The sequence below is a fragment of the Herbaspirillum camelliae genome (genome assembly GCF_001929405.1).
In the GTDB taxonomy this organism is placed as follows: Bacteria; Pseudomonadota; Gammaproteobacteria; order Burkholderiales; family Burkholderiaceae_D; genus Herbaspirillum; species Herbaspirillum seropedicae.
On record NZ_KV880769.1, the window covers coordinates 393,663 to 417,959 of the forward strand.

At 64.1% G+C, this 24,297-nt stretch carries 21 protein-coding genes and 1 riboswitch; of the genes, 9 read left to right on the top strand and 12 right to left on the bottom strand.

Going from position 1 to position 24,297, the window contains the following annotated elements:
* The first annotated feature begins 330 nt into the window (after window positions 1–330).
* The 8 genes from minC (at window position 331) to prmC (ending at window position 7,299) form a co-directional block, all read left to right on the top strand.
* Window positions 331–1,125 carry a septum site-determining protein MinC gene (gene minC / locus BGK68_RS01795; protein ID WP_075255668.1) on the top strand — a complete coding sequence of 265 codons (795 nt, stop codon included), beginning with the start codon at window positions 331–333 and terminating at the stop codon, window positions 1,123–1,125.
* A gap of 81 nt (window positions 1,126–1,206) precedes the next feature.
* Window positions 1,207–2,022 (top strand): septum site-determining protein MinD, encoded by an 816-nt coding sequence (gene minD, locus BGK68_RS01800; protein WP_075255669.1) that lies wholly within the window; start codon window positions 1,207–1,209, stop codon window positions 2,020–2,022.
* 1 nt (window position 2,023) lies between these two features.
* A complete protein-coding gene (gene minE, locus BGK68_RS01805; protein WP_006465131.1) occupies window positions 2,024–2,293 on the top strand; it encodes a cell division topological specificity factor MinE in 270 nt (89 codons plus the stop codon).
* A 128-nt stretch (window positions 2,294–2,421) separates the two neighbouring features.
* Window positions 2,422–3,123: a response regulator transcription factor gene (locus BGK68_RS01810; RefSeq protein WP_075255670.1), complete on the top strand. Its 702-nt coding sequence runs from the start codon at window positions 2,422–2,424 to the stop codon at window positions 3,121–3,123.
* Between the two features lie 203 nt (window positions 3,124–3,326).
* Window positions 3,327–4,619, top strand: a complete 1,293-nt coding sequence (gene hemA, locus BGK68_RS01815; RefSeq protein WP_075255671.1) for a glutamyl-tRNA reductase — start codon at window positions 3,327–3,329, stop codon at window positions 4,617–4,619.
* A 107-nt stretch (window positions 4,620–4,726) separates the two neighbouring features.
* The gene (gene prfA, locus BGK68_RS01820) at window positions 4,727–5,806 is read left to right on the top strand and encodes a peptide chain release factor 1 (RefSeq protein WP_083657703.1); all 1,080 of its coding nucleotides are present in this window, start codon (window positions 4,727–4,729) and stop codon (window positions 5,804–5,806) included.
* Between the two features lie 165 nt (window positions 5,807–5,971).
* Window positions 5,972–6,466 (top strand): disulfide bond formation protein B, encoded by a 495-nt coding sequence (locus tag BGK68_RS01825; protein ID WP_075255673.1) that lies wholly within the window; start codon window positions 5,972–5,974, stop codon window positions 6,464–6,466.
* A complete protein-coding gene (gene prmC / locus BGK68_RS01830; RefSeq protein ID WP_075255674.1) occupies window positions 6,466–7,299 on the top strand; it encodes a peptide chain release factor N(5)-glutamine methyltransferase in 834 nt (277 codons plus the stop codon). The genes BGK68_RS01825 and prmC overlap by 1 nt, the downstream gene beginning before the upstream one ends.
* A gap of 14 nt (window positions 7,300–7,313) precedes the next feature.
* On the opposite strand, the gene BGK68_RS01835 is transcribed toward prmC, so the two are convergent.
* The 8 genes from BGK68_RS01835 to BGK68_RS01870 all read right to left on the bottom strand — a co-directional run bounded on the left by BGK68_RS01835 (window position 7,314) and on the right by BGK68_RS01870 (window position 19,299).
* Window positions 7,314–10,913 (bottom strand): indolepyruvate ferredoxin oxidoreductase family protein, encoded by a 3,600-nt coding sequence (locus tag BGK68_RS01835; RefSeq protein ID WP_075255675.1) that lies wholly within the window; start codon window positions 10,911–10,913, stop codon window positions 7,314–7,316.
* Between the two features lie 499 nt (window positions 10,914–11,412).
* Window positions 11,413–12,420: a cytochrome-c peroxidase gene (locus tag BGK68_RS01840; RefSeq protein WP_075255676.1), complete on the bottom strand. Its 1,008-nt coding sequence runs from the start codon at window positions 12,418–12,420 to the stop codon at window positions 11,413–11,415.
* Between the two features lie 149 nt (window positions 12,421–12,569).
* Window positions 12,570–13,457, bottom strand: a complete 888-nt coding sequence (gene phhA, locus BGK68_RS01845) for a phenylalanine 4-monooxygenase (protein WP_075255677.1) — start codon at window positions 13,455–13,457, stop codon at window positions 12,570–12,572.
* An 80-nt stretch (window positions 13,458–13,537) separates the two neighbouring features.
* A complete protein-coding gene (locus BGK68_RS01850; RefSeq protein WP_075255678.1) occupies window positions 13,538–14,263 on the bottom strand; it encodes a GNAT family N-acetyltransferase in 726 nt (241 codons plus the stop codon).
* The gene (locus BGK68_RS01855; RefSeq protein ID WP_075255679.1) at window positions 14,260–15,507 is read right to left on the bottom strand and encodes a multifunctional CCA addition/repair protein; all 1,248 of its coding nucleotides are present in this window, start codon (window positions 15,505–15,507) and stop codon (window positions 14,260–14,262) included. Before BGK68_RS01855 ends, BGK68_RS01850 begins: the two co-directional genes overlap by 4 nt.
* A gap of 10 nt (window positions 15,508–15,517) precedes the next feature.
* The gene (locus tag BGK68_RS01860; RefSeq protein ID WP_075255680.1) at window positions 15,518–16,219 is read right to left on the bottom strand and encodes a glutathione S-transferase family protein; all 702 of its coding nucleotides are present in this window, start codon (window positions 16,217–16,219) and stop codon (window positions 15,518–15,520) included.
* Window positions 16,220–16,267: 48 nt separating this feature from the next.
* Window positions 16,268–17,236, bottom strand: a complete 969-nt coding sequence (locus BGK68_RS01865) for a complex I NDUFA9 subunit family protein (RefSeq protein ID WP_075255681.1) — start codon at window positions 17,234–17,236, stop codon at window positions 16,268–16,270.
* A 62-nt stretch (window positions 17,237–17,298) separates the two neighbouring features.
* Window positions 17,299–19,299 carry a lytic transglycosylase domain-containing protein gene (locus tag BGK68_RS01870; protein ID WP_075255682.1) on the bottom strand — a complete coding sequence of 667 codons (2,001 nt, stop codon included), beginning with the start codon at window positions 19,297–19,299 and terminating at the stop codon, window positions 17,299–17,301.
* Window positions 19,300–19,333: 34 nt separating this feature from the next.
* Between BGK68_RS01870 and BGK68_RS01875 the strand changes: the two genes are divergently transcribed.
* On the top strand, window positions 19,334–19,930 hold the full coding sequence (locus BGK68_RS01875; RefSeq protein WP_233149219.1) for a 5-formyltetrahydrofolate cyclo-ligase: 597 nt from the start codon (window positions 19,334–19,336) through the stop codon (window positions 19,928–19,930).
* 63 nt (window positions 19,931–19,993) lie between these two features.
* Here the strand turns inward: BGK68_RS01875 and metF are convergent, their stop codons facing one another.
* The 4 genes from metF to metK form a co-directional block, all read right to left on the bottom strand.
* Complete coding sequence (gene metF, locus BGK68_RS01880; RefSeq protein ID WP_075255684.1) at window positions 19,994–20,842, bottom strand: methylenetetrahydrofolate reductase [NAD(P)H]; 849 nt, start codon at window positions 20,840–20,842, stop codon at window positions 19,994–19,996.
* A complete protein-coding gene (locus tag BGK68_RS01885) occupies window positions 20,839–21,192 on the bottom strand; it encodes a phage holin family protein (RefSeq protein ID WP_013236213.1) in 354 nt (117 codons plus the stop codon). The genes metF and BGK68_RS01885 overlap by 4 nt, the downstream gene beginning before the upstream one ends.
* Window positions 21,193–21,329: 137 nt before the next feature.
* Complete coding sequence (gene ahcY, locus BGK68_RS01890) at window positions 21,330–22,739, bottom strand: adenosylhomocysteinase (protein WP_407645616.1); 1,410 nt, start codon at window positions 22,737–22,739, stop codon at window positions 21,330–21,332.
* A 49-nt stretch (window positions 22,740–22,788) separates the two neighbouring features.
* Window positions 22,789–22,878: riboswitch (S-adenosyl-L-homocysteine riboswitch) on the bottom strand.
* A 174-nt stretch (window positions 22,879–23,052) separates the two neighbouring features.
* On the bottom strand, window positions 23,053–24,216 hold the full coding sequence (metK, locus tag BGK68_RS01895) for a methionine adenosyltransferase (protein ID WP_075255686.1): 1,164 nt from the start codon (window positions 24,214–24,216) through the stop codon (window positions 23,053–23,055).
* Window positions 24,217–24,297: the final 81 nt, after the last annotated feature.

A 24,297-nucleotide genomic window follows, 5' to 3' on the forward strand; every position in this document is an offset into this window, starting at 1 on the left:
CTGATGCATGGATGGATGTTGCTTGAAGACCGCCGGCGCGTTGCAGCGTCGGCGGTTTTTTGTTGTGCTCAGGACAGCCCTGCACGCTGCATCCATGTCAAAAAGATCCTGCAGATAGCCTTCCCGCTGATCTGTGCGCCAACGCCCCTGATTTGCCATTTGGCAACACGATGTATTGCTTCATCTCACGTTTCTGCTACTCCACCATCCACCGCCGAAAACCCCGCTCCAGCGCTATCACAGCCGCATCCTGCCTGTATAATGCACAGCCAAACCGGGCGGAGAAATGGCGTTTTCGTTCACTTTCCGCCGCATTGAACTACAGGATTTATGCAAAAAGCGCGCAAACCGATCGACATAAAAATTTCCACAGTGGTTGCCATTTCGGCAATTCTGCATGAAACCGATCCGACTTCGCTGGAACAGGCCCTGAAGGAAATGACGGGCGGGGTGGCGGATTTCTTCGAGGACGAATTCGCCGTGCTCGACATCGGCACGCTGGAGGCCGACGCTGCCGCAGGCATCGACTGGAGCGCCGTGGTGGCGCTGTTCAAGCGCTTCCGCTTGAATACCGTGGCCGTGCGCAATGCTCCGCAGGAGTTGCACGAGGGCATCGTCGCCCATGGCCTGGCCATCGATACCTCGGCTGTAGCGGGTGCGGGCGCGGCCAATGCCCGCGCGCAAGAAGCCGCCGCCCAGGAAGCTGAACCGGCGCCGGTCCAGGCCGCCGCCCCGACGCCCGCCCCTGCCACTGCGGCGGCCCAGCCCGCTGCTGCTGCACCGGCCGCCAATACGGTGGTCATCGACACCCCGGTGCGCGCCGGCCAGCGCATCTATGCGCGCGGCGCTGACCTGGTGGTGTTGGCGGTGGTCAACAATGGCGCCGAACTGATCGCCGACGGCTGCATCCACGTCTACGCGCCGCTGCGCGGGCGTGCGCTGGCCGGCGCTTCGGGCAATACCGCGGCGCGCATCTTCGCCACATCACTGGAAGCGGAACTGGTTTCCATTGCCGGGGTCTATCGGACCTTCGAGAACGGTCATGCTCCGGAGCTGGCAGGCAAGCAGGTGCAGGTGCGCCTGCAAGGCGAACGTATCGACGTGCTGCCGATGTCGTCGTGGTAAGCCTCGGTGTAAATCATTTAAAGCATTTAAACGAATCCAGCCGGACCAAGCCGGCGTACTGTTCTTCTTAAGGAGTTTTTCGTGGCAAAAATCATCGTTGTGACTTCGGGTAAGGGCGGCGTCGGCAAAACGACGTCCAGCGCCAGTTTCGCATCGGGCCTGGCCATGCGCGGCCACAAGACGGCCGTGATCGACTTCGATGTCGGTCTGCGCAACCTGGACCTGATCATGGGCTGCGAACGCCGCGTGGTCTACGACCTGATCAACGTGATCAACAAGGAAGCCACGCTGAACCAGGCCCTGATCAAGGACAAGCACTGCGACAACCTGTTCATCCTGCCGGCCTCGCAGACCCGCGACAAGGACGCCCTGACCGAAGAAGGCGTGGAGCGTGTCCTGAACGACCTGTCCAAGATGGACTTCGAATACATCATCTGCGACTCCCCCGCCGGCATCGAGCACGGTGCCGTGATGGCCCTGACCTTTGCTGACGAAGCGGTGGTGGTGACCAATCCGGAAGTGTCCTCGGTGCGCGACTCCGACCGCATCCTCGGCATCATCCAGGCCAAGTCGCGCCGCGCTTCCGCCGGCGGCGAGCCAGTCAAGGAACACCTGCTCATTACCCGCTACTCGCCCAAGCGCGTGGAAGACGGCGAGATGCTGTCCTATACCGACGTCCAGGAAATCCTGCGCATTCCCCTCATCGGCATCATCCCGGAGTCGGAATCGGTGCTGCAGGCGTCCAACCAAGGCTCTCCCGCCATCCACCTGAAGGATTCCGACGTGGCCCAGGCCTACCAGGACGTGGTGTCGCGCTTCCTCGGCGAGACCGTCGAACTGCGTTTCACCACCTACGAAAAGCCGGGTCTCTTGCAGCGCATCTTCGGAGGTAAGTGACATGTCCCTGCTTTCTTTCCTGTTCCCCAGCAAGCCCAAGAGCGCGGTGGCGGCGAAGGAGCGGCTGCAGATCATCATCGCCCGCGAACGATCCAATGGCCGCCAGGGGCCGGACTTCCTGCCGGCGCTGCACAAGGAACTCATCGAGGTGATCTCCAAGTACACCAAGGTCAACGCCGACGACATCAAGATCTCGCTGGACCGCCAGGGCAACCTGGAGGTGCTGGACGTGAACGTGGTGCTGCCTGACAGCGACGTCCCGGCCGCCTGAGGCCGCCTGCGCGGTGGCCTGATCTCTCGGCAAGGGCAGCCCCGGCTGCCCTTTGCTTTGTCTGCCGCTATTGACGTTATTCCCCCTATTTCCGTTATTTCCGCTCTCCCTTGCCCGCGCTTGCCGCCATGAAGATAGGCCTGTTCAGTTCCGATGCCGATACCGTGAGCCTGGTCAGCCAGTTAGGCTATCCGCATGACTGCACGCGCTGCGCCAGCCTGGAAGATCTGACCTCGCTGAGCGCCGCAGGGGCGCAATTGCTGGTGCTGGACCTGGATGACCTGCTGCCGCAGGCCGACGCACTGGTCGAGCTGGTGCACCGCCTGCGCCGGCCGCTGGCGACGCGGCCAGCGCAGGCCGTGCTGCTGCTGGCAACCCCGGCGCACCAGGACTGGCTATGGGCGCTGCGCCAGGCGGGCGCGGATGAGGTGCTGGTCAAGCCAGTGCGGCGCCAGGACTTGGCCTTGAGGATGGACCTGCTGCTGCGTGCAGCCCAGCCGGAAGAGGCGCTAGTGAGGGTGATCGCCGCGGGCGGCTTCCTGGTTGACCTGGCGCGACTGCGCGTAACCCATCCGCAGCGCCCTGAACTGGAGGCCAGCCTGACCCGCAAAGAGGCCGAGCTGGCGCTGCTGTTCCTGCAGAACCTGGGCCGGCCCTTGTCACGCGCCTTCCTGCAGGAAAAGGTGTGGGGCGCCGAGCCCGAACTGCCCACCCGCACCATCGACACCCATGTCTCGCGGGTGCGCACCAAGCTGGGCCTGCAACCCGGCCACGGCTACCGGCTGGCGACCGTCTATGGCTATGGCTACCAGCTGGAACGGCTGGACTGACGCCCCGCAGGGTGTTGCAGCAGCGCCATGACGCGGGGCGCAACACTGATCCATATCAGGGACAACGATGCTTTCTCCCGCACCGGCCCCAACCGGGAATCGGGCAAAGAGTATAATTGTTCCCAAAACCGGGGCTGAATCTGTCCATTTTTCCGCCCGAATCTGCACCATCCCTGCTCAACGGCCCTGCTGCCGCGTACTCCATGCATTTGCTTGCCGTCGGACTCAACCACACTACCGCGCCGGTCTCGCTGCGCGAGAAAGTGGCGTTCCCCGCTGACCAGATCGGCCAGGCGGTGGCGTCGGCGCGCGCATGGTTTGGCGGCCACGACAAGATCGTGGCCTCGGGCGAAGCCGCCATCCTGTCCACCTGCAACCGCACCGAGCTGTATGCAGCCGCGGCGGCCGGCAAGGATGGCGTGGAGTTCGCCATCGACCGCACTGCGCAGTTCCTGGCCGATTATCACCACATCCCCTACGCCGATCTGCGTCCCTACCTGTATTCCCTGCCCCAGGACAACGCCGTGCGCCACGCCTTCCGCGTGGCCTCCGGACTGGACTCGATGGTGCTGGGCGAGCCGCAGATCCTGGGCCAGATGAAGGATGCCGTGCGCCAGGCCGATGCCGCTGGCGGCCTGGGCACCTACCTGCACCAGCTGTTCCAGCGCACCTTCGCGGTGGCCAAGGAAGTGCGCAGCACCACCGAGATCGGCGCGCACAGCGTGTCCATGGCGGCGGCGGCGGTGCGGCTGTCGCAACGCATCTTCGATACGATCTCGGGCCAGCACGTGCTCTTCATCGGCGCGGGCGAAATGATCGAGCTGTGCGCGACCCACTTCGCGGCGCAGAATCCCAAGACCCTGACGGTGGCCAACCGCACCATGGAGCGCGGCGAAACCCTGGCCCATCGCTTCAACGGCAAGGCCATCCGCCTGGCCGACCTGCCGGCGCAGCTGGCGCAGTTCGACATCGTGGTCTCCTGTACGGCCTCGTCGCTGCCCATCATCGGCCTGGGGCTGGTGGAACGGGCGGTGAAGGCGCGTCGCCACAAACCCATCTTCATGGTGGACCTGGCGGTGCCGCGCGACATCGAGGCCGAAGTCGGCCGTCTGGACGACGTCTTCCTCTATACCGTGGACGATCTGGCTTCGGTGGTGCAGACCGGTGTGGAAAACCGCCAGGCGGCGGTGGCCCAGGCCGAAGCCATCATCGAGACCCGGGTGCAGTCCTTCATGCACTGGATCGACAGCCGCGCCATGGTGCCGCTGATCCAGGACCTCAACGAAACCGGCGAGGCCCTGCGCCTGGCCGAACTGGAACGCGCCCGCCGCATGCTGGCCAAGGGCGAGGATGTGGAAGCGGTGCTGGATGCGCTCTCGCGCGGCCTGACCGCCAAGTTCCTGCACGGCCCGCAACAGGCCCTGCACCACGCCCAGGGCGAACAGCGCAGCCAGCTGGCGGCGCTGCTGCCGCAGCTGTTCCGCGCCAAGCGTTAGCGGTTCCCCTCTCGTCGGCCACCGCGCGTGGCCGGCCCCCTGCGCCGCAACTTGCCGGCCGCCGTCGTCCTCCCTTGTTCTCCCCTTGCTACCGGATTCGAATACCCATGAAACCATCGATGCTCGCCAAACTCGACCAGCTCGCCGAGCGGCTGGAAGAGCTCAACAGCCTGCTGGCCCAGGAAGACGCCACTGCCAGCATGGACAACTTCCGCAAGATGACCCGTGAACATGCCGAACTCGGCCCGCTGGTGGCGCTGTATCACGAATATGTGCAGGCCGCCGACGACATCCGCACGGCCCAGGAACTGCTGGCCGATCCCGACATGAAGGCCTTCGCCCAGGAAGAGATCGACGGCGCCAAGGCGCGCATGGAGGGCCTGGAGCTGGACCTGCAGAAGATGCTGCTGCCCAAGGACCCCAACGACGAGCGCAACATCTTCCTTGAAATCCGCGCGGGCACGGGCGGCGACGAGTCGGCGCTGTTCGCCGGCGATCTGCTGCGCATGTACACCCGCTACGCCGAGCGCCAGCGCTGGCAGGTCGAGATCGTCTCCGCATCCGAATCCGAACTGGGCGGCTACAAGGAAGTGATTGCCCGCATCGTCGGCCTGGGTGCGTACTCGCGCCTGAAGTTCGAGTCGGGCGGGCATCGCGTGCAGCGCGTGCCGGCTACCGAAACCCAGGGCCGCATCCATACCTCGGCCTGCACGGTGGCGGTGATGCCCGAGGCCGACGAGGTCGGTGACGTGGAGATCAACCCGGCCGACATCCGCATCGATACCTACCGCGCCTCCGGGGCCGGCGGGCAACACATCAACAAGACCGATTCGGCCGTGCGCATCACCCACCTGCCCACCGGCATCGTGGTGGAATGCCAGGATGACCGCAGCCAGCACAAGAACAAGGCCCAGGCCATGAAGGTGCTGGCCGCGCGCATCAAGGACGTACAATTGCGTCAACAGCAATCCGAGGAAGCGGCCACGCGCAAGTCGCTGATCGGCTCGGGCGACCGCAGCGAGCGCATCCGCACCTACAATTTCCCGCAGGGACGCATGACCGATCACCGCATCAACCTGACGCTCTACAAGCTGGACTTCATCATGGACGGCGACCTCGATGAACTGACCAATGCCCTCATCACCGAGCACCAGGCCGAGCTGCTGGCGCAACTGGGCGACGACTGAAGCCAGGAACCAAGGCCGGCACAGCGGTTCAGAGACTCGTACGCGGACCCAGCGGTACTGCCTGAGGGGGCAAGATGCAGCCGGGACGGGTGTCTACTACAATCCCGTCACGGCCTGACTGGCGGTCGGGGCTATTCCCATTGACGAAAAAGACAGAGAAAGAACATGAAATCATCCAAACCGGTTTTCCTGCTGGTCGCCCTGGTCTGCATCGCCCTGCTGGGCTTTGCCATGTACCTGCAGATCGTGGAAGAAATGCAGCCCTGCCCGCTGTGCGTGATCCAGCGCTACATGTTCGTGCTGGTCGCAGCCTTCGCGCTGATCGGCGCCTTCCTGCCGGAAGCGGCGCGGCGCGCCAGCGCGGCGCTGGCCGCCCTGGCGGCGCTGGGTGGCGCAGGCACGGCGATCTGGCATCTGTATGTGAAGGCGCATCCGGGCGTCTCCTGCACCACCGATCCGCTGGAAACAGCGCTGAACCAGCTGCCCACGGCCAAGCTGTGGCCGCAGATGTTTACCGCTGACGGCTTTTGCTCGGCGCCCTGGCCGCCGGTCTTCGGATTGCAGATCCCGACCTGGTCGCTGATCTGGTTTGTGGTGCTGGCGCTGGTGCTGATCGTGCAGATGCTGCGCCCGGCGCCACGCACCACGATCTGGAAGTAATGCCCATCCTGCCCTCCTATGCGGGCTGCACGCTGGCCACGGTACTGAAGACCGCACCGCTGGATCCGCTGGAAAACCGCATCCTGCTATGCCACGCCCTGCGCCTGACGCGGGTGCAGCTCATCACCCAGTCCGAGCGCCAGCTCAGCGCCGCCGAAGCCGAGACGCTCGCAGCGCTGCTGGCGCGGCGTCTGCGCGGCGAGCCCATCGCCTACATCGTCGGACAGCGTGAATTCTATGGACTGGATTTGCGCGTCTCGCCGGACGTGCTGATCCCGCGCCCGGATACCGAACTGCTGGTGGAGCTGGCGCTGGAACGGCTGCCCCAGGGCGGCAGCGCCCTCGATATGGGGACCGGCTCCGGCGCCATCGCCGTGGCAATCGCCCATACGCGCCCGGACGCCCAGGTCACGGCGCTGGACGCCAGCCCCGCCGCCTTGGCCATCGCAAGAGAAAACGCCAGCACGCATCAGGTGCGCGTGCGGCTGCTCGAAAGTGACTGGTATGGCGCGCTGGAAGAAGCCCAGCCATTCGACCTGATCGTCTCCAACCCACCCTACATCGTCGCCGGCGATATCCACCTCTCGCAAGGCGACCTGCGCTTCGAACCCGTCGATGCGCTCACCGATCACGCCGATGGCCTGTCCGACCTGCGCACCATCATCGAAGGCGCACCGGCCCATCTCAAGGCCGGCGGCTGGCTGCTGATGGAGCACGGCTACGACCAGGCCGCCGCCGTACGTGCCCTGCTCACCGGCAGCGGCTGGCGCGAAGTGCAAAGCTGGCGCGACTTGGCCGGCATCGAGCGGGTCAGCGGCGCCCGCCTGGGCTGAGCCACCGGCTACGCTCAGGCAGCTTGCTGGCCGCCTCCTGGCGGTGATTGCGGCTGAGCTTGTGCCGTTCCCTGGCCGAGTTGCGCCAGCAGGGCCGCCTGCTTTTCCATGGCGGCCTTCAGGTGGCGTTCCTTGACGTGACCATAGCCACGGATCTCTTCCGGAATGCGGGCCACGGCGGTGACCTGCTCCAGGTTCTCCGGCGTGAGCCGATCCAGCAAGCGCGAGAGCGTCGCACGATACTCGGTGATCAGCGCACGCTCCTGCCGACGCTCCTCGGTATAAGCAAAGGGATCGAAGGCCGTGCCGCGCAGGAAGCGCAGCCTGGCCAGCACGCCGAAGACCGGCATCATCCAGCTGCCGAAGGCTTGCTTGCGCAGATGGCCCTTGTCATCGCGCTTGGCCAATAGCGGTGGAGCAAGGTGGAAGCGTAACTTGTAGTCACCTTCGAACATGCCGGCGATCTTGGCCCGGAAGGCCGGATCGGCATGCAGGCGCGCGACTTCGTATTCATCCTTGTAGGCCATGAGCTTGAAGAGATAGTTCGCCACGGCACGACTGAGCTTGAGAGCACGTCCCGCTTCGCCCAAGGCGCTTTCCCGGGCACGCACCTGCTCGACGAAATCGCGATAGCTGCGCGCATAGGCGGCGTTCTGGTAGTCCGTCAGGACGGCCACGCGGCGCTCCACCAGTTCATCCAGGCTAGGCGTGCGCTTGAACTCGATCACCTGCGCGCTCATGCCATTGCGGCCAGCTGCGGCCAGCACGAACGCCACATCATGGGCGGCGGTCCGTCCCCAGGCGAAGGCCTGCTTGTTGAACTCGACCTGCAAGGCGTTGCGTTCGATGGCCCGCAGCAGCGCCGCTTCCGACAGCGGCACCCAGCCCTTTTGCCAGGCATAGCCCAGCATGAACATGTTGGTCGCGATGGCGTCGCCCATCAAGGCCGTGGCGATGCGCCCAGCATCGACCAGCGACAGGTTGTCACGCCCGCAGGCGCGCGCAATCTCGCCCTCGCTGGAGGCGGTGGGGAATTGCCAGTCGGGATTGCGCACGAAGGCCGCCGTCGGCATCTGGGTCGAATTGACGGCTGCGTGCGTACGTCCTTCGCCCATGCGCGAGAGGGCATCGCGGCTGGCGGTGACGATCACGTCGCAACCGATGACCAGATCGGCCATGCCGGTTCCCACCCGGGTCGAATGGATGTGCGCCGCATCCTCGGCCACGCGCACGTGCGACATCACCGGGCCGCCCTTCTGCGCCAGGCCGCTCATATCCAGCACCGAACAGGCGCGTCCTTCGACGTGCGCCGCCATGGCGATGATCTGGCCGATGGTGATGACACCGGTACCGCCGACACCAGTGACCAGGATGCCATAGGGCTGCGCCAAGCCCGGCAGCACCGGCTCGGGCAGGCTGGGCAGGGTCGGGCCAGCGTCAGCCTTGGCGCGGGCCGGCTTCTTCAGTTGCCCGCCTTCCACCGTCACGAAGCTGGGGCAGAAACCATTGACGCAGGAATAATCCTTGTTGCAGGACGACTGGTTGATCTGGCGCTTGCGGCCGAATTCGGTTTCCAGCGGTTCTACCGACAGGCAGTTCGATTGCACGCTGCAATCGCCGCAGCCTTCGCAGACGGCCTCATTGATGACGGCGCGCTTGGCGGGATCGGGATAGGCATTGCGTTTGCGGCGACGGCGCTTTTCGGAGGCGCAGGTCTGGTCATAGATCATGGCTGACACGCCCGGCTGTTCGCGCAGCTCGCGCTGCACGGCGTCGAGTTCGCTGCGATGGCGGATGGTGACGCCTTCGGCCCATTGGGTCCCCGCCGGATACTTGTCCGGCTCGTCGGTGACCACGATGATGGGGCGCACGTTTTCCGCCGCCAGCTGGCGCGAGATCATGGCCGGGTCGAGCGGCCCATCGAACTCCTGCCCGCCAGTCATCGCCACGGCGTCGTTGTAGAGGATCTTGTAGGTGATGTTGACCTTGGCTGCGACTGAAGCGCGCACCGCCAGCAGACCCGAGTGGAAGTAGGTGCCATCGCCCAGGTTGGCGAAGACATGCTTTTCATCCGTGAATGGCGCCTGGCCGACCCAGGTCACACCTTCGCCGCCCATGTGGGTGAACAGATTGGTCTCGCGATCCATCCAGGTCACCATGTAGTGGCAACCGATGCCGGCCAGGCCACGGCTGCCCTCGGGCAATTTGGTCGAGGTATTGTGCGGGCAGCCGGAGCAGAAATGCGGGATGCGGTCCTTGTCGGGATCAGGCTTGCTGCTGATGTTGAGCGTGGCTTCCTTGGCTTCCAGGTAGGCCACGCGGGCGCGCACCTGCTGCTCCACGGGGTGGCCTGCAAAGTAGCGCGAAATGCGGGTGGCGATGGCGCGGGCGATCTGCGCCGGATTCAATTCATAGGTCGCGGGCAGCAGCCAGTTGCCGTGGCCTTCGCGCTGCGAACCGCTCCACTCGCCAGTGTCATCGAACTTGCCGACCACGCGTGGACGCACGTCGTCGCGCCAGTTGTAGAGTTCTTCCTTCAACTGGTATTCGAGGATCTGGCGCTTCTCCTCGACCACCAGGATTTCATCCAGGCCCTGGGCGAATTCGCGCACGCCCTCGGCTTCCAGCGGCCAGGTCATGCCGACCTTGTAGAGGCGGATGCCGATGTCGCGTGCGGCCTGTTCATCGATGCCCAGGTCTTCCAGCGCCTGGCGCGTATCGAGGTAGGACTTGCCGGCGGTGATGATGCCGATGCGTGCGCGCGGACTGTCCCAGATGATGCGGTTCAGTTTGTTGGCGCGGGCATAGGCCAGCGCAGCGTACCACTTGTAGTTGATCATCCGTGCTTCCTGCCCTAGCACGGTATCCGGTTGGCGGATGTTGAGGCCATCGGGCGGCAGTTCGAAATCCTGCGGCAGCTGGATCTGCACGCGCTCCGGATCGATCATCACCGACATGCCCGACTCGACCAGGTCGGTCACGCATTTCATCGCCACCCACAAGCCGGTATAACGGCTCATGGCCCAGCCATGCAGGCCGTAGTCGAGATACTCCTGCACCGAGGACGGATAGAGCACCGGAATGCCGCAGGCCTTGAGGATGTGTTCGCTCTGGTGCGCCGCGGTGGACGACTTGGCGGCATGATCATCGCCGGCGATCACCAGCACGCCGCCATGCCTGGAGGTGCCGGCCATGTTGGCGTGTTTGAAGACATCGCCGCAGCGGTCCACGCCGGGACCCTTGCCATACCATAGCGAGAACACGCCATCGTATTGCGCGCCCTTGAAGAGATTGACCTGCTGCGTGCCCCATACGCTGGTGGCGGCCAGGTCTTCGTTCATGCCGGGGTGGAACCTGATCTGCTTGGCTTCCAGGTATTTGCGCGCCTTTTCGGCGGTCTGGTCGACCGCGCCCAGGGGTGAGCCGCGATAGCCGGTGATGAAGCCGGCGGTGTTGAGGCCGGCGCGCTCGTCATATTGCCGCTGCAACATCGGCAGGCGCACCAGCGCCTGGATGCCGGTCATGAAGACGCGGCCGCGTTCGAGGGTGTACTTGTCGTCCAGGGATACATCGTCCAGCAGCAGGCGCTGCCCGGCGGGTAGGGGTGCGTTCATGTGGTCTCCGTGCCAAAAATCTTGTTTTTGCCTGCACATGCTCCCGGCAGACTTTCCTGTCGGGATGGGGAACACCTCAGCCTTGTGGGCCGGGTCTTCTTCAGGTTGTACTTCAAGTTAGCACAAGGGTGGGCCACCCGCTACGCGCGCCGCAGCAGGGTTTCCGGGCGTTTTTGGCATGCAGGAAACACTTTCCGCAAGTCCTGCGGCGTTTATGCCCGGGCAGAGAAGAAAATGCCGGAAAGACAAAAACAACAATATTTCCGGCTGAAAAAAAAGAGCTGCAGCCAGCTCAAGTGTTACAAGCAAGACGCGAATGTAACATCCAGTAAAAGCCATTGGACCCGCTTCGACGCTGACGTTTAATAGGCCTCACTTGAACAGCGATTGATTGGTATCCGTTACTGTGCAAGGTTCCTCCCCTCTAGTGTTGAAAGCACCACTAGCTCGCGGATCTGGCTCCCCCTGTCAGATCCGCTTTTTTTTCGCCGATTGCGTTTCAAGGATGACCAAAGGGTTGCGGACGCGGTGTGTTCTCGGCCGAGGGCGGCAAGACCGGCAACTGCAAGCGCGGCTGCTCGCCAGTCAGGGTCTTGAGGAAGGCGACCACCTTGGCGTTCTCCTCGGCGCTGAACTGCCTGCCCAACTGGATGCGCGCCATGGTATCGACCGCTTCGGACAGAGTGGCAGCGGCGCCATCATGGAAATACGGATAGGTCAGCTCGACGTTACGCAGGGTCGGCACCTTGAAGTGGAAGCGATCGGCCTCCTTGCCTGTCACGTCGGCGCGCCCCTGCGCCGGATTGCTGGTCTGGTAGGGCGCCACCAGGCCCATCTTCTGGAAGGAATTTCCGCCCACGGCAGCGCCATTGTGACAGGCGACGCAACCGGACTCCTTGAAGAGCCGGTAGCCTTCCAGCTCCTTGCGCGTGAGCGCGCGCCGGTCGCCCTTGAGCCATTTGTCGAAGCGGGAATCGGGCGTGACCAGGGTTTCCTCGAAGGACGCAATGGCCTGCGTCACTTCGTCCATGCCCAGCCTGTCGTTGCCAAAGGCTTGCTTGAACGCGGCGACATAGCCCGGAATGGACTGCAATACTTCCACCGCCAGCGCATGCGAAAACGCCATCTCCTTGGGATTGGCGACCGGACCACCGGCCTGGGCCTTCAGATCGGCAGCGCGTCCATCCCAGAACTGGGCGGCATTGAATTTCGCATTGAGCACCGTCGGCGAATTGATCGGACCTTGCTGCCAGTTGTGGCCGATGGAGCTCTTCAGGTTATCCGTCCCCCCCATGGAAAGGTTATGGCAGGAGTTGCAGGAGATGAAACCGGATCTGGACAGGCGCGGATCAAAAAACAGCTGCTTGCCCAGTTCCACCATGGCGGGATTGCTGACCCGGGCCGGCTGGATGGGGATAATCGGCTCCTGGCCGGCTGCATTGGCGGGCAGGATGAACTGGGTACTGGCGGCGAGCAACAGGATGCTCAGGATGGGCTGGCATGACATGGCGGGCTCCTAGGTGGCGGACAATGAAGCGTTTCATTGTCCGCAGACCAGGTGGGGCCCTCTTGACTTGCATCACCCATGTCGCCATCAGTCAGCAAACTGACCACAAACATAGCGATGATTCGATGCAGGCGCCAAGGATTGCGCGTTCAGGCCGAGCGCTTAGGCCCCAGATTCGGTTCGCCTGGCAGCAAGGTATGGGCCGGTAAGGGCTCCTGCTGTTTCAAGCGCTCATAGAAGGGCGTGAAGTCGGGCGCGGTATCGTTGAAGAGTTGCTCGAAGTCGCGAATGACGAAGTAGGTTTCCTGGTAGGTATCGATCTTGTAGAGCGTGCGCATGATGCGTTCGACCTGGAAAGGCACGCGGCGCGGCGTGTCGCTGGAGAGGCAATATTCCACCTCGCCACCGGACGACAGGATGCCCGCGCCGTAGATGCGCAAGCCGGCCTCGCTCTGGATCAGGCCAAACTCGATGGTGTACCAGTACAAGCGCGCCAGATAGGCCAGGCCGTCGAGCTTGAGGGCCTTCAGGCCGCCCTTGCCGTATTCCTGCAGGTGATTGGCGAAGACCGGATTGAACAACAGCGGCACGTGGCCGAAGAAGTCGTGGAAGAGATCGGGTTCGACGATATAGTCGAACTCATGCTCCTCCCGCAACCATACCGTGACCGGGAAACGGCGGTTGGCCAGGTGTTCGAAGAAGGTCTGGTCCGGCACCAGACCCGGCACGGCCACCAACTCCCAACCAGTGGCCTTGTAGAGGGCGTCGGTGGTGCGATCGAAGCGCGGGATGCCTTGCGAGACGTCGAGGGCCTTCAGGCTATCGATGAAGACATCGCAGGCGCGGCCGGGAATCAGCCTGGCCTGGCGCTCGTAGAGGCGTCGCCACAGCGCGTGCTGGGCCGGCGTGTAGCCTTCCCAGTTCTGGGCCACGACGTAGTTGGCGTCGGCCTGGCTGTAGTCGCCGCGCAAGGCTCCGCTATCGGACTTGGTGGCGACGGTGGCGAAGAAATCATCGGTGTTGGGATTGGTGCTCATGGCATACCCGTTATCAAAGTGAGGCGCATATTATGCGCCCCCTCGCCCGGATGGTCATGTGCGCTTGCGCAAGAAGCGCGTCAGGCGGCCGGAGGCGGTGCGCCGTCGTCCTTCTTCCTGGCGCCGAGGCCGGTCACGCGTGCGCCCCATTTGAGCAAGGCCTTGAAGTTGGCCTTGACGATGTAGTCCAGCATGGCGACCTGCTCTTCCAGGGCTTCCTGGAAGACCGTGGCCGAATTGGCGGGCTTGATCTTGAGGTAGGCGTCGGCCTCGCCATAGTCGCGGTGGATTTCCATGCCGGCCTTCTTGGCGATGTGCATCATCACCTTGTTGGACGAGAGGCAGTGCATGTACAGCGTATCGACATCGGCATTGCGACAGTGCATCGAGGCGCGCATGAACAGGCGCGTGCCTACACCCAGTCCGCGCGCCGCCGCCGAGACCGATACGCCGAACTCGGCCACCACCGGCTTGATGGTCGCGCCGCTGATGCGCGTGGCTTCCTTGGGCGCAAAGGCCAGATGTCCTACGCCCAAGAGGCGCAGGCGACGGTCGTAGACGCCAAAGACGGTATCGCGCTCGAAATTGATACCCTCGACGTAGCGCGTGACCATGTCGTCGGACAGCTTGGAGCCGAAGCGCAGCAGACGATCCTTTTCTTCCAGCGCCAGGAAGTGGCGCAGCAGGTGGCGGCGCGAGCGCGGCGACAGTTCCTTGACGAACACGTGCGGCTTTTCCTGTCGTGCGTCCTGCTCCGCTTTGCCGCCGCGCAGGCGCCGGATCAGCCGGGCCAGAGGATTGCTCATCGTCGCTCCTTGCTCATGGCTTGCGCACCGTGCTGAACGACGAAGGCCGCCACCTGCTCGGTACGCGCTGCCTGGATGGCCTCGGGAATGCGTTGCGGCTGCGACTGCGCCTGGGCGATCGCGCCGGCATCGATCTGCTGCGCTGCCTGCAGCGCGCCTTCGAGGTAGGCAGCCTGCGGGAAGGGCTGCTGCTCCAGGCCGGTGCGACCGCGATGATCGCACTCGGCCGCACGCAGCATGTCGATGAAGCGCTGCGGCTTGCGGAAGGCGTCGCAGCGCGAGAAGAACTTGACCAGCGTATCCGGGCGCATCTCGAAGGCGCGGCCGACGTTGCCATGCTCGCGGGCCGTCATCAGCGCGAGATCGCGACATTCGCCGGGCACCTTCAGGCGCGTACAGACCTGTTCGGCCAGGCGCTCGCTGCGCGCTTCGTGGCCATGGTGACGCGGCCACATCTCGGGTGGCGTGGTCCCCTTGCCCAGATCATGCAGCAAGGCGGCAAAACGGACCGGCAAGGCAAAGCCCTGCGCCGCCGCCCAGTCCACCACCAGCATCACGTGGATGCCGGTATCGATTTCCGGATGCCACTGCTCCGGCTGCGGTACGCCCCATAGCGCATCCAGCTCAGGCAGGATGCGCTGCAATGCGCCACAGACGCGCAAGACCTCGAACATGCGCGAAGGCTTCTGCTCCATCAGGCCGCGCGAGAGCTCTTGCCAGACGCGCTCCGGCACCAAGGCATCGACTTCACCTTGCTCGACCATGCGCTGCATGAGCGCATTGGTCTCGGGGGCCACCGTGAAATCGGCGAAGCGCGCCGCAAAGCGGGCCACGCGCAGGATGCGCACCGGGTCCTCGATGAAGGCCTCGGAGACATGGCGGAACACGCGCGCGGCGATATCGGCGCGTCCATGATAGGGATCGACCAGCGTGCCATCTTCATCCTGCGCAATGGCGTTGATGGTCAGGTCGCGGCGCGCGAGGTCGTCTTCCAACGTCACATCGGGTGCAGCATGGAAGGCGAAGCCCTTGTAACCGGGCGCGGTCTTGCGCTCGGTACGGGCCAGGGCATATTCCTCCTGGGTGTGCGGATGCAGGAACACCGGAAAATCCTTGCCCACCGGGCGGAAACCCAGCGCCAGCAACTGCTCCGGCGTCGCACCCACCACCACGTGGTCGCGGTCCTTCACCGGCAGGCCCAGCAAGCCGTCGCGCACTGCGCCGCCGACGGTGTAGGTCTTCATCGGCTGCGCCTCACTTGTGGTCCGGAAGGATTTCCTTCTCGGCCAGCGCTTCGGCGATCCAGCGCGCCACGGCCGGGTGTTCGCGCACGCGGTCGGCATAGGCTTGCAGCGCCGGGGCCAGTGGCACCTGGTAGCTGATGAAGCGCATCACCACCGGGGCGTAGAAGGCGTCGGCGATGGAGAAATCACCGAAGAGGAAATCATGGTGGCCGAATTGCGAGAGGCATTCTTCCCAGATCTCGCAAACGCGGGCGATATCGGCCTGGGCTGCAGCGGTACGGCCCTGGCCCGGGTAGCGGCCACGGATATCCATGCTCATGGCGCTGCGCAGGCCGCTGAAGCCGGAGTGCATCTCGGCGCAGATGCTGCGTGCGATGGCGCGCGCATCGGTGCGCGCCGGCCACAGGTGGCGGTCGGGGAATTGCTCGGCCAGGTATTCGCAGATGGACAGCGAATCCCAGATGGCGATGTCGCCATCGAGCAGCACGGGCACCCGGCCCGAACCGGTGTAGCGGGCGATCTCGGCGGCAGTCTCGGGCTGGTCCAGCAGCAGTCGCACTTCCTTGAAGGGAATGTCGAAGGCTACCATGGCGACCCACGGACGCATGGACCAGGACGAGTAATTCTTGTTGGCGATCACCAGCGTGGGTAGATGGCGGCCGGCTTTTTGCAGCGTTTCGGACAATACCGGATCAAGTTCAGTATCTTGCATGTGGGCTCGTTTCTTGAGGATCGGAAGGCGCGGCGAAGGACATCGCCGTCAGCGCCGCGCCGTGCTGCGGAAGAGATCAAACTGCTGTTGCGGACTGCGCGGACAGAGATAGCCAGGCACCACCTCTTCCACCGACTTGGGCGTGAGCCGCAGTTCGGCGGCCAGGGGCGCGTGCAGCACATTGTCCACCTGCATGGAAGCGACGTTGTCGCGGCTCATCAGCTTGCCCGGCAGGTGTTCCAGGGCGAAGGCCTGCAGCCAGCCCAGCGCATCAGGCAGGCCGACGATGGGACGCGGATGCCCGCTGTACCATCCTGACAGGCGCACCAGTTCACGCAGCGTGTACTGCTTGGGACCGCCCAGCTCGAAGACCTTGCCACCCAGGCGCGGCAGCGCCAGGGCATTGACGAAGGCCTGCGCCACGTCGCCCACGTAGACCGGCTGGAAGCGCGCATCGGGGCTGCCCAGCGGGATCACCGGGAACATGCGGTTCAGGCCGGCGAACATGTTGAGGAAATTGTCGCCCTCGCCGAACACCACCGAGGGCCGGAAGATGGCCACATCCAGCGACGGCGCCGACAAGGCTTCCTGCTCACCGGCCGCCTTGGAGCGCAGGTACATCGACGGTCCCTTGGCATCGGCGCACAGCGCGCTCATGTGCAGGTAACGCTTCACACCCTGCTCTACGCAGGCGGCGACGATGCGGCGCGGCAGCAGCACATGCTGGCGCTCGAAATCGGGACCATAGGCTGCGCCGCCGCGTGCCGGACGCGATTGCAGGATGCCGACCAGGTTGATGACCACATCGGCTTCGGCGACCAGTCGCGCCAGGACTGCATCGTCATGGATATTGGCCTGCACCACCGTGACCACGGGCGACACCAGCAGGTGCTTGGCGCGCTCGTAGCGGCGCGTGGGGACCATGACACGGTAATCGGTGCTGCTGCCCAGCAGCTCCACCAGGCGTGTGCCGATGAAGCCGGAGCCACCGATGACGAGGATCTTCTTGAATGCCATTTGTCACTCTCCGATTTCCGCCTGGTCGCCATGCGAGGAGCGCGGCCAGGCGGGCATGGGAATCAGGGCAGGTCGGTGGCCACGTTGGAATTGGGCGCCACGGTCCCCATGCGTTGCTTCAGCGATTGCGGACGGTTCTCGAACATGGCCGCATAGTAAGTCGCATTGGACATCACGTTCTTGACATAGCCCCGGGTTTCATTGAAAGGAATGATCTCTGCGAAGATCGCTCCTTCCACCGGCCTGGGCAAGGTCGCGCGCCAGGTGCGCGGGCGGCCGGGGCCGGCATTGTAGCCGGCCGTGGCCAGGGTCTCCGAACCTTCCAGGTTGTTCAGCACCATATCGAGATAGCTGGTGCCCAGCAGCAGGTTGGTATTGATGTCGTTGACCTGGTCGGCGGTGAATTCGCTCATGCCGATCTTGCGGGCGACGAACTTGGCAGTGGCCGGCATCAACTGCATCAGGCCGGACGCGCCCACATGCGAGCGGGCCGACTTGATGAAGCGCGATTCCTGGCGGATCAGGCCATAGACCCAGGCGTTCTCCATGCCCAGGGGCTTGGTGGCGGCGTTCATCTCCGGCAGGTGCGGCGCGGGGAAGCGCTGGGTGAAATCGAACTCGCTCTTGGTGCGGTCGGAGGTGTTGACCATGCGGTCCAGCACGTCGTTCTGGCGGGCGTATTCGGCAGCAGCCAGCAACTGGCGGTCGGTCATGTTGCGCAGTTCCCAGTTCCATTCGCGGATGGCTTCGAAGCGCAGGTTCAGCTGGTAGAACTTGAGCGAGCGCTTGAAGCCGGCATTCTGCGAATACAGGGCCACTTCGCCCGCACCGGGCGGGGTCGGGCCGGGTGGAATGGTGATCTTCTGGCCCAGCTCTTCCAGCGCCAGCTGGCCATAGAAGCTGAAGTTGGGCGCGATGGATTCGAACAGGCGACGGGCGGCTTCATGCTGGCCGTCTTCCTTGAGCGCGCGGCCCAGCCAGTAGACCCAGGCGGTATCGCTGCGCAGCGGCGCGGGCATGGCTTCGATGGTCTTGCGCACGGTCTTCCAGTCGCCATCGCGCAGGGCCATGCGGACCTTCCACTGCATGGCGTCTTGCGTGAGCGGCGTATCCTTGGCGCGGCGCCAGTAATCCGAGGCTTCCGGCGCCAGCTTGTAGGATGCGGCCAGGGCGATCTGCGCCCACGCCTGCGTGGCTTCCTGCGCGGTGAGGTTGCGTCCGGCGTCATTGAGATAGGTGGCGGCCTGGGCCGGATTGCTCTTGGCGATGCGGCCCAGTGCGATGATGTAGAGCTGGTGGTTGGCCACGCCCTTGCCCGGTCCCTTGGCCAGCATCAGCGCCGGACGGTCCATCACCTGGGTCACGCTGACATCGCCGCTGTCAACCAGCACGGCAGCGCGGCGGGCCACGGTGGCGTTGCCGTTCTCGGCGGCCTGGCGGATCTGGAACCAGACATCGGCCTGGCTGAACTGCCCGTTCTGCGCCAGGGTGGCGATGAGGTCGCTGCAGCCCTGGCCGTAATCCTTGGGATTGGTGAGCAGGGCGCGCGCTTCCTCGGCCACGTTCTCGCCCTTGAGGGCGCGCGAATTCAGCGCGAAGCATTTGACCTGGGTATCGTCGTTGAGCACGAACTTGGGATATTGCTCATCGAAGACGGCCCAGTTGCCGGTCTTGCCCAAGGCCAGCAGCCAGTCATTGCGCAGGCGATCGACAATGGCCTGGCCGTCCCAGCGGGCCAGGAAATCACGGATTTCCTGCTCGCTGGCGCTGTAGTCGCGCACGCGCGGCTTGAGGCGGTAGTAATCGACATAGGACGCCAGTTCATAGCCCGACAGGCGCGACGCCAGGTCTTGCGCCAGCGCCGCATTGTCGGTGGCGGCGGCCTGGCGCAGGGCCAGGAAGATGTCGTCGGGTGCGGCGTCCGGGGCCAGACGCTTCTGCGCCTGGGCGGCCGGTGCAACGGCGAACGCGGCCACGCCTGCCAGGGCCAGGGGGAGCGCCACGGAGGCGGCCAGCGCGCGCAGGCGCTGCTTGAACGGATGATTCTTCGGACGCATACTCATGCAAGCTTCTTCATACAGATTGATGAAACAGATAATGAACCCAAGCATAGCACGCGACACCCCAGCCCCGTCGTCGGAAACAGCCAGTCTTGTGCTGCACAAGCAGCAGTTGCGCACAGCGCTGCTGGCGTGCCGCAAAACGCTGGACGTCCGAGAGCGCGAGCGTGCCGATGCCCGCATCAGCCAGCGCGTGCTGGACTGGACGATGCGGGCCGGCGTGAGCAGTCTGGCGGTCTATCAACCGATCCGGGGCGAGCCCGACCTGGCTGCCGCCTATAACGCGCTGGCCGCGCGTGGCGTGCACCTGTGCCTGCCGGTGGTGGTGGACAAGGACGCGCCGCTGCTGTTTCGCGCCTGGCAGCCAGGCGATGCGCTGCAAAAGGATGCGCTGGGTACCTTGACGCCCCTGCCCTCGGCGCCGGAGGTCCAGCCGCAAGCCCTGCTGATTCCTTGCGTAGGTTTCAATGCCGCCGGTTTCCGGCTGGGGTATGGCGGCGGCTTCTATGACCGTACCCTGGCGGGCCTGCCCCGCCCCCGGGCGGTGGGTGTGTGCTACAGCTTCGGCCTGGCGGCCTTTGAGCCGCAGGCGCATGACATGCCGATGGAGGCCATCCTGACCGATGCTGACTGAACAATAAAAAAAGCCGGACCACGTGGGTGTCCGGCTTCCTGGAGGCTTGCCTGCCCTGTCTCTTTACTCCACCAGTTGCTGCCAGATGGCCTGGGTCGGCCCGGACTGGTTGAGTGAATAGAAATGCAGGCCCGGTGCGCCGCCGGCCAGCAGCCGCTCGCACAGTTGGGTGACCACGTCCAGGCCAAAGGCGCGGATCGATTCGGTATCGTCGCCATAGCTGGCCAGCTTCAGGCGGATCCAGCGCGGAATCTCGGTGCCGCACATGTCCGAGAAACGCATCAGCTGCGAATAGTTGGTGATGGGCATGATGCCCGCGATCACCGGCACGTTCGCCCCCAGTTTGGCAGCCTCGTCCACGAAGCGGAAGTAGGCGTCGGCATTGTAGAAATACTGGGTGATGGCGGAGTTGGCGCCGGCCTTGACCTTGCGCGCGAAATTCTGCGCATCGTCCTGGGGCGAGCGCGCCTGCGGGTGCATTTCCGGGTAGGCCGCCACTTCGATGTGGAACCAGTCGCCGGTCTCGGCGCGGACGAACTCGACCAGCTCGTTGGCATAGCGGAATTCGCTGGAGGCCTGGTCCATCGCGCCATAACCGCTGGGCAGGTCGCCGCGCAGCGCCACCAGGCGCTTGATGCCATTGGCGCGATAGTCTTCCAGGATGGCGCGCAGGCTGGCGCGGGAGCTGCCGATGCAGGACAGGTGCGGCGCGGCTTCATGGCCTTCGCTGACGATTTCCAGCACGGTGTCGCGCGTGCCCTGCTGGGTGGAACCACCCGCGCCGAAGGTCACCGAGAAATACTTGGGTTGCAGCGCGGCCAGCCGGGCCCGGGTGGCGCGCAGTTTTTCCGCGCCTTCGGCGGTCTTGGGCGGGAAGAATTCGATACTGAAATTATGTGTACTTGTACTCATTGATTCGGACCCGATTTCAGCAACAGCGTCGAGAGCGCCCAGGAGACGATGCTATAGAGCAGCGCGCCGCCTACAGCCGACCAGAATCCGGCCACATGGAAACCGCCCACCAGTTGCGCGACTACCCAGAACATCAGGCCATTGATGACCAGGATGAACAGGCCCAGCGTCACCACCGTCACCGGCAGGGTCAGCACGACCAGCACCGGGCGCACGATGGTATTGACGAAACCCAGGATGAGCGCGGCCAACAGGGCCGAGCCGAAGCTGTCGACCTGCACCGAGTGCATCAGGTAGGGAACGGCCAGCAAGGCCAGGGCATTGATGAGCCAGGTCAGCAGCAGACGCACGGAAAATCCTTTCGACCCCGTCGGGGAATGATGACGCCACCCGCAGAGCTTGCATCACCGGCAACGGCAATGCAAGTGCACGGGCGGCAGACGATGCTGAAACTGCCGGGCCGACACAGGGCCGGCCCGCACAGGGATCAGTAACGGTAATGCTCAGGCTTGTAGGGGCCTTCGACCTTCACGCCGATGTAGGCAGCCTGTTCTGCGGTCAGTTCGCTCAGTTGCGCGTTGAGCTTCTTCAGTTGCAGACGGGCGACCTTTTCGTCCAGGTGCTTGGGCAGCGTGTAGACGCCGACCGGGTAGTCCTTGGTGTTGACGAACAGTTCGATCTGCGCGATGGTCTGGTTGGCGAAGGACGAGCTCATCACGTAGGACGGGTGGCCGGTGGCGCAACCCAGGTTGACCAGGCGGCCTTCGGCCAGCAGGATGATGCGCTTGCCATCGGGGAAGATCACGTGATCGACCTGCGGCTTGATGTTTTCCCAGGTGTACTGCTTCAGGGCGGCGACTTCGATTTCATTGTCGAAGTGGCCGATGTTGCAGACGATGGCCTGGTCCTTCATCTTCTTCATGTGCTCGTGGGTGATCACATGGTAGTTGCCGGTGCAGGTGACGAAGATGTCGCCGTGTTCGGCGGCGTAATCCATGGTCACCACGCGGTAGCCTTCCATGGCGGCCTGCAGGGCGCAGATCGGGTCGATCTCGGTGACCCATACCTGCGCCGACAGCGCGCGCAGGGCCTGGGCCGAGCCCTTGCCGACGTCACCGTAGCCAGCCACGATGGCGACCTTGCCAGCGATCATCACGTCAGTGGCGCGCTTGATGCCATCCACCAGGGATTCGCGGCAGCCGTAGAGGTTATCGAACTTGGACTTGGTGACCGAGTCGTTGACGTTGATGGCCGGGAAGGCCAGCTTGCCTTCCTTGTGCATCTGGTACAGGCGGTGCACGCCGGTGGTGGTCTCTTCGGTCACGCCCTTGATTTCCTTGAGGCGCTTGGAGTACCAGTTGGCGTCCTTGGCCAGATAGCGCTTGATGGCGTTGAAGAGGCACACGGCTTCTTCGGAGTCGGGCTTGTCCAGCACCGAGATATCGGCCTCGGCACGCGAACCCAGGTGCAGCAGCAGGGTGGCGTCGCCGCCGTCATCCAGGATCATGTTGGAATAGCCACCGTCGGTCCATTCGAAGATGCGGTGGGTGTATTCCCAGTATTCATCCAGAGTCTCGCCCTTGATGGCGAAGACCGGAGTGCCGTTGGAGGCAATCGCGGCAGCAGCGTGGTCCTGGGTCGAGTAGATGTTGCAGGAAGCCCAACGCACTTGCGCGCCCAGTGCTTCCAGGGTCTGGATCAGCACGGCGGTCTGGATGGTCATGTGCAGCGAACCGGTGATGCGCGCGCCCTTGAGCGGCTGGGAGGCGGCGAATTCCTCGCGGATCGCCATCAGGCCCGGCATTTCGGTTTCGGCGATCTTGATTTCCTTGTGGCCCCAGTCGGCCAGCTTGATGTCGGCGACGATGTAGTCTTGTTGATTCGTTTGAGTAGTCATGGCAATGGCGCTGTTCACGCCCTCCTTTCATGAAAAAGCCAGAAAAAAAGTAACGTGAGCGCAGTTGCCAGGCGACGTGCGCCTGTTCACCGCTTCAAGCCTGGCAGGGGATGTCCCTGTCGCAACGCTCCTTGCAGCGGTGAGGCATTGTGAGATTCACGTGCCAGACGCAATGCCAACGTCGGTACGGTTCGTGGCCCTGAAGCCACGGGAACAGCATTGTAGCGCGGGACGGGCGTTAGTCAATCCTCCGAACAGGCTGGGAAATCGGGTTCCCCCCGCCCATCACCCGGCCCGCGCCGGATGGCCTTGATTACAGACCGGCCGAAGCGCGCAGGGCGGCGACCTTGTCGGTACGCTCCCAGGTAAATTCCGGCTCTTCGCGGCCGAAGTGGCCGTAGGCGGCGGTCTTGGCGTAGATCGGACGCAGCAGGTCCAGCATCTGGACGATGCCCTTGGGGCGCAGGTCGAAGTGTTCCTGCACCAGTTGCGCCAGCTTTTCATCGCTGATCTTGCCGGTGCCGAAGGTGGTCACCATGACCGAGGTCGGCTTGGCGATGCCGATGGCGTAGGACACCTGGATCTGGCAACGCTCGGCCAGGCCGGCGGCGACGATGTTCTTGGCCACGTAACGACCGGCGTAGGCGGCCGAACGGTCGACCTTGGACGGGTCCTTGCCGGAGAAGGCGCCACCGCCGTGGGGCGCTGCGCCGCCATAGGTATCGACGATGATCTTGCGGCCAGTCAGGCCGCAGTCGCCCTGCGGGCCGCCGATGACGAAGCGACCGGTGGGGTTGATCAGGAAACGGGTGTTCTTGAGCCACTCGGCCGGCAGCACCGGCTTGATGATTTCCTCGATGGCGGCCTCATGGATGGCCTTCTGCTCCATCTCGGGCGAGTGCTGGGTCGACAGCACCACGGTATCAATGGCCACCGGCTTGCCATCCACATACTTCAGCGTGACCTGCGACTTGGCGTCCGGACGCAGCCAGGGCAGGCGGCCATCCTTGCGCAGTTGCGACTGGCGCTCGACGATGCGGTGCGCGTAGTAGATCGCGGCCGGCATCAGTTCCGGGGTTTCATTGCAGGCGTAGCCGAACATCAGGCCCTGGTCGCCGGCGCCTTGTTCGAGGTCCACGCCACGGCCTTCATCCACGCCCTGGGCGATGTCCGGGGATTGCTTGTCGTAGGCCACCAGCACGGCGCAGCTCTTGTGGTCGATGCCGAAGTCGGCATTGTCATAGCCGATGCGCTTGATGGTCTCGCGGGCCACATCGATGTAGTCGACATTGGCGCGGGTGGTGATTTCACCGGCCAGCACCACCAGACCGGTGTTGCACAGGGTTTCGGCGGCGACGCGGGATTGGGGGTCCTGGGTGAGGATGGCATCCAGAATGGCGTCCGAGATCTGGTCGGCAACCTTGTCGGGATGGCCTTCGGAGACGGATTCGGAGGTGAAGAGATATTCGTTGGACATTGCAAGCCTCTGACTGAAAACGATTTAGCAACATGTCGCGGCCCATCGTTAGTCGTGCCTGCGACGCTTTAGCGATATTTG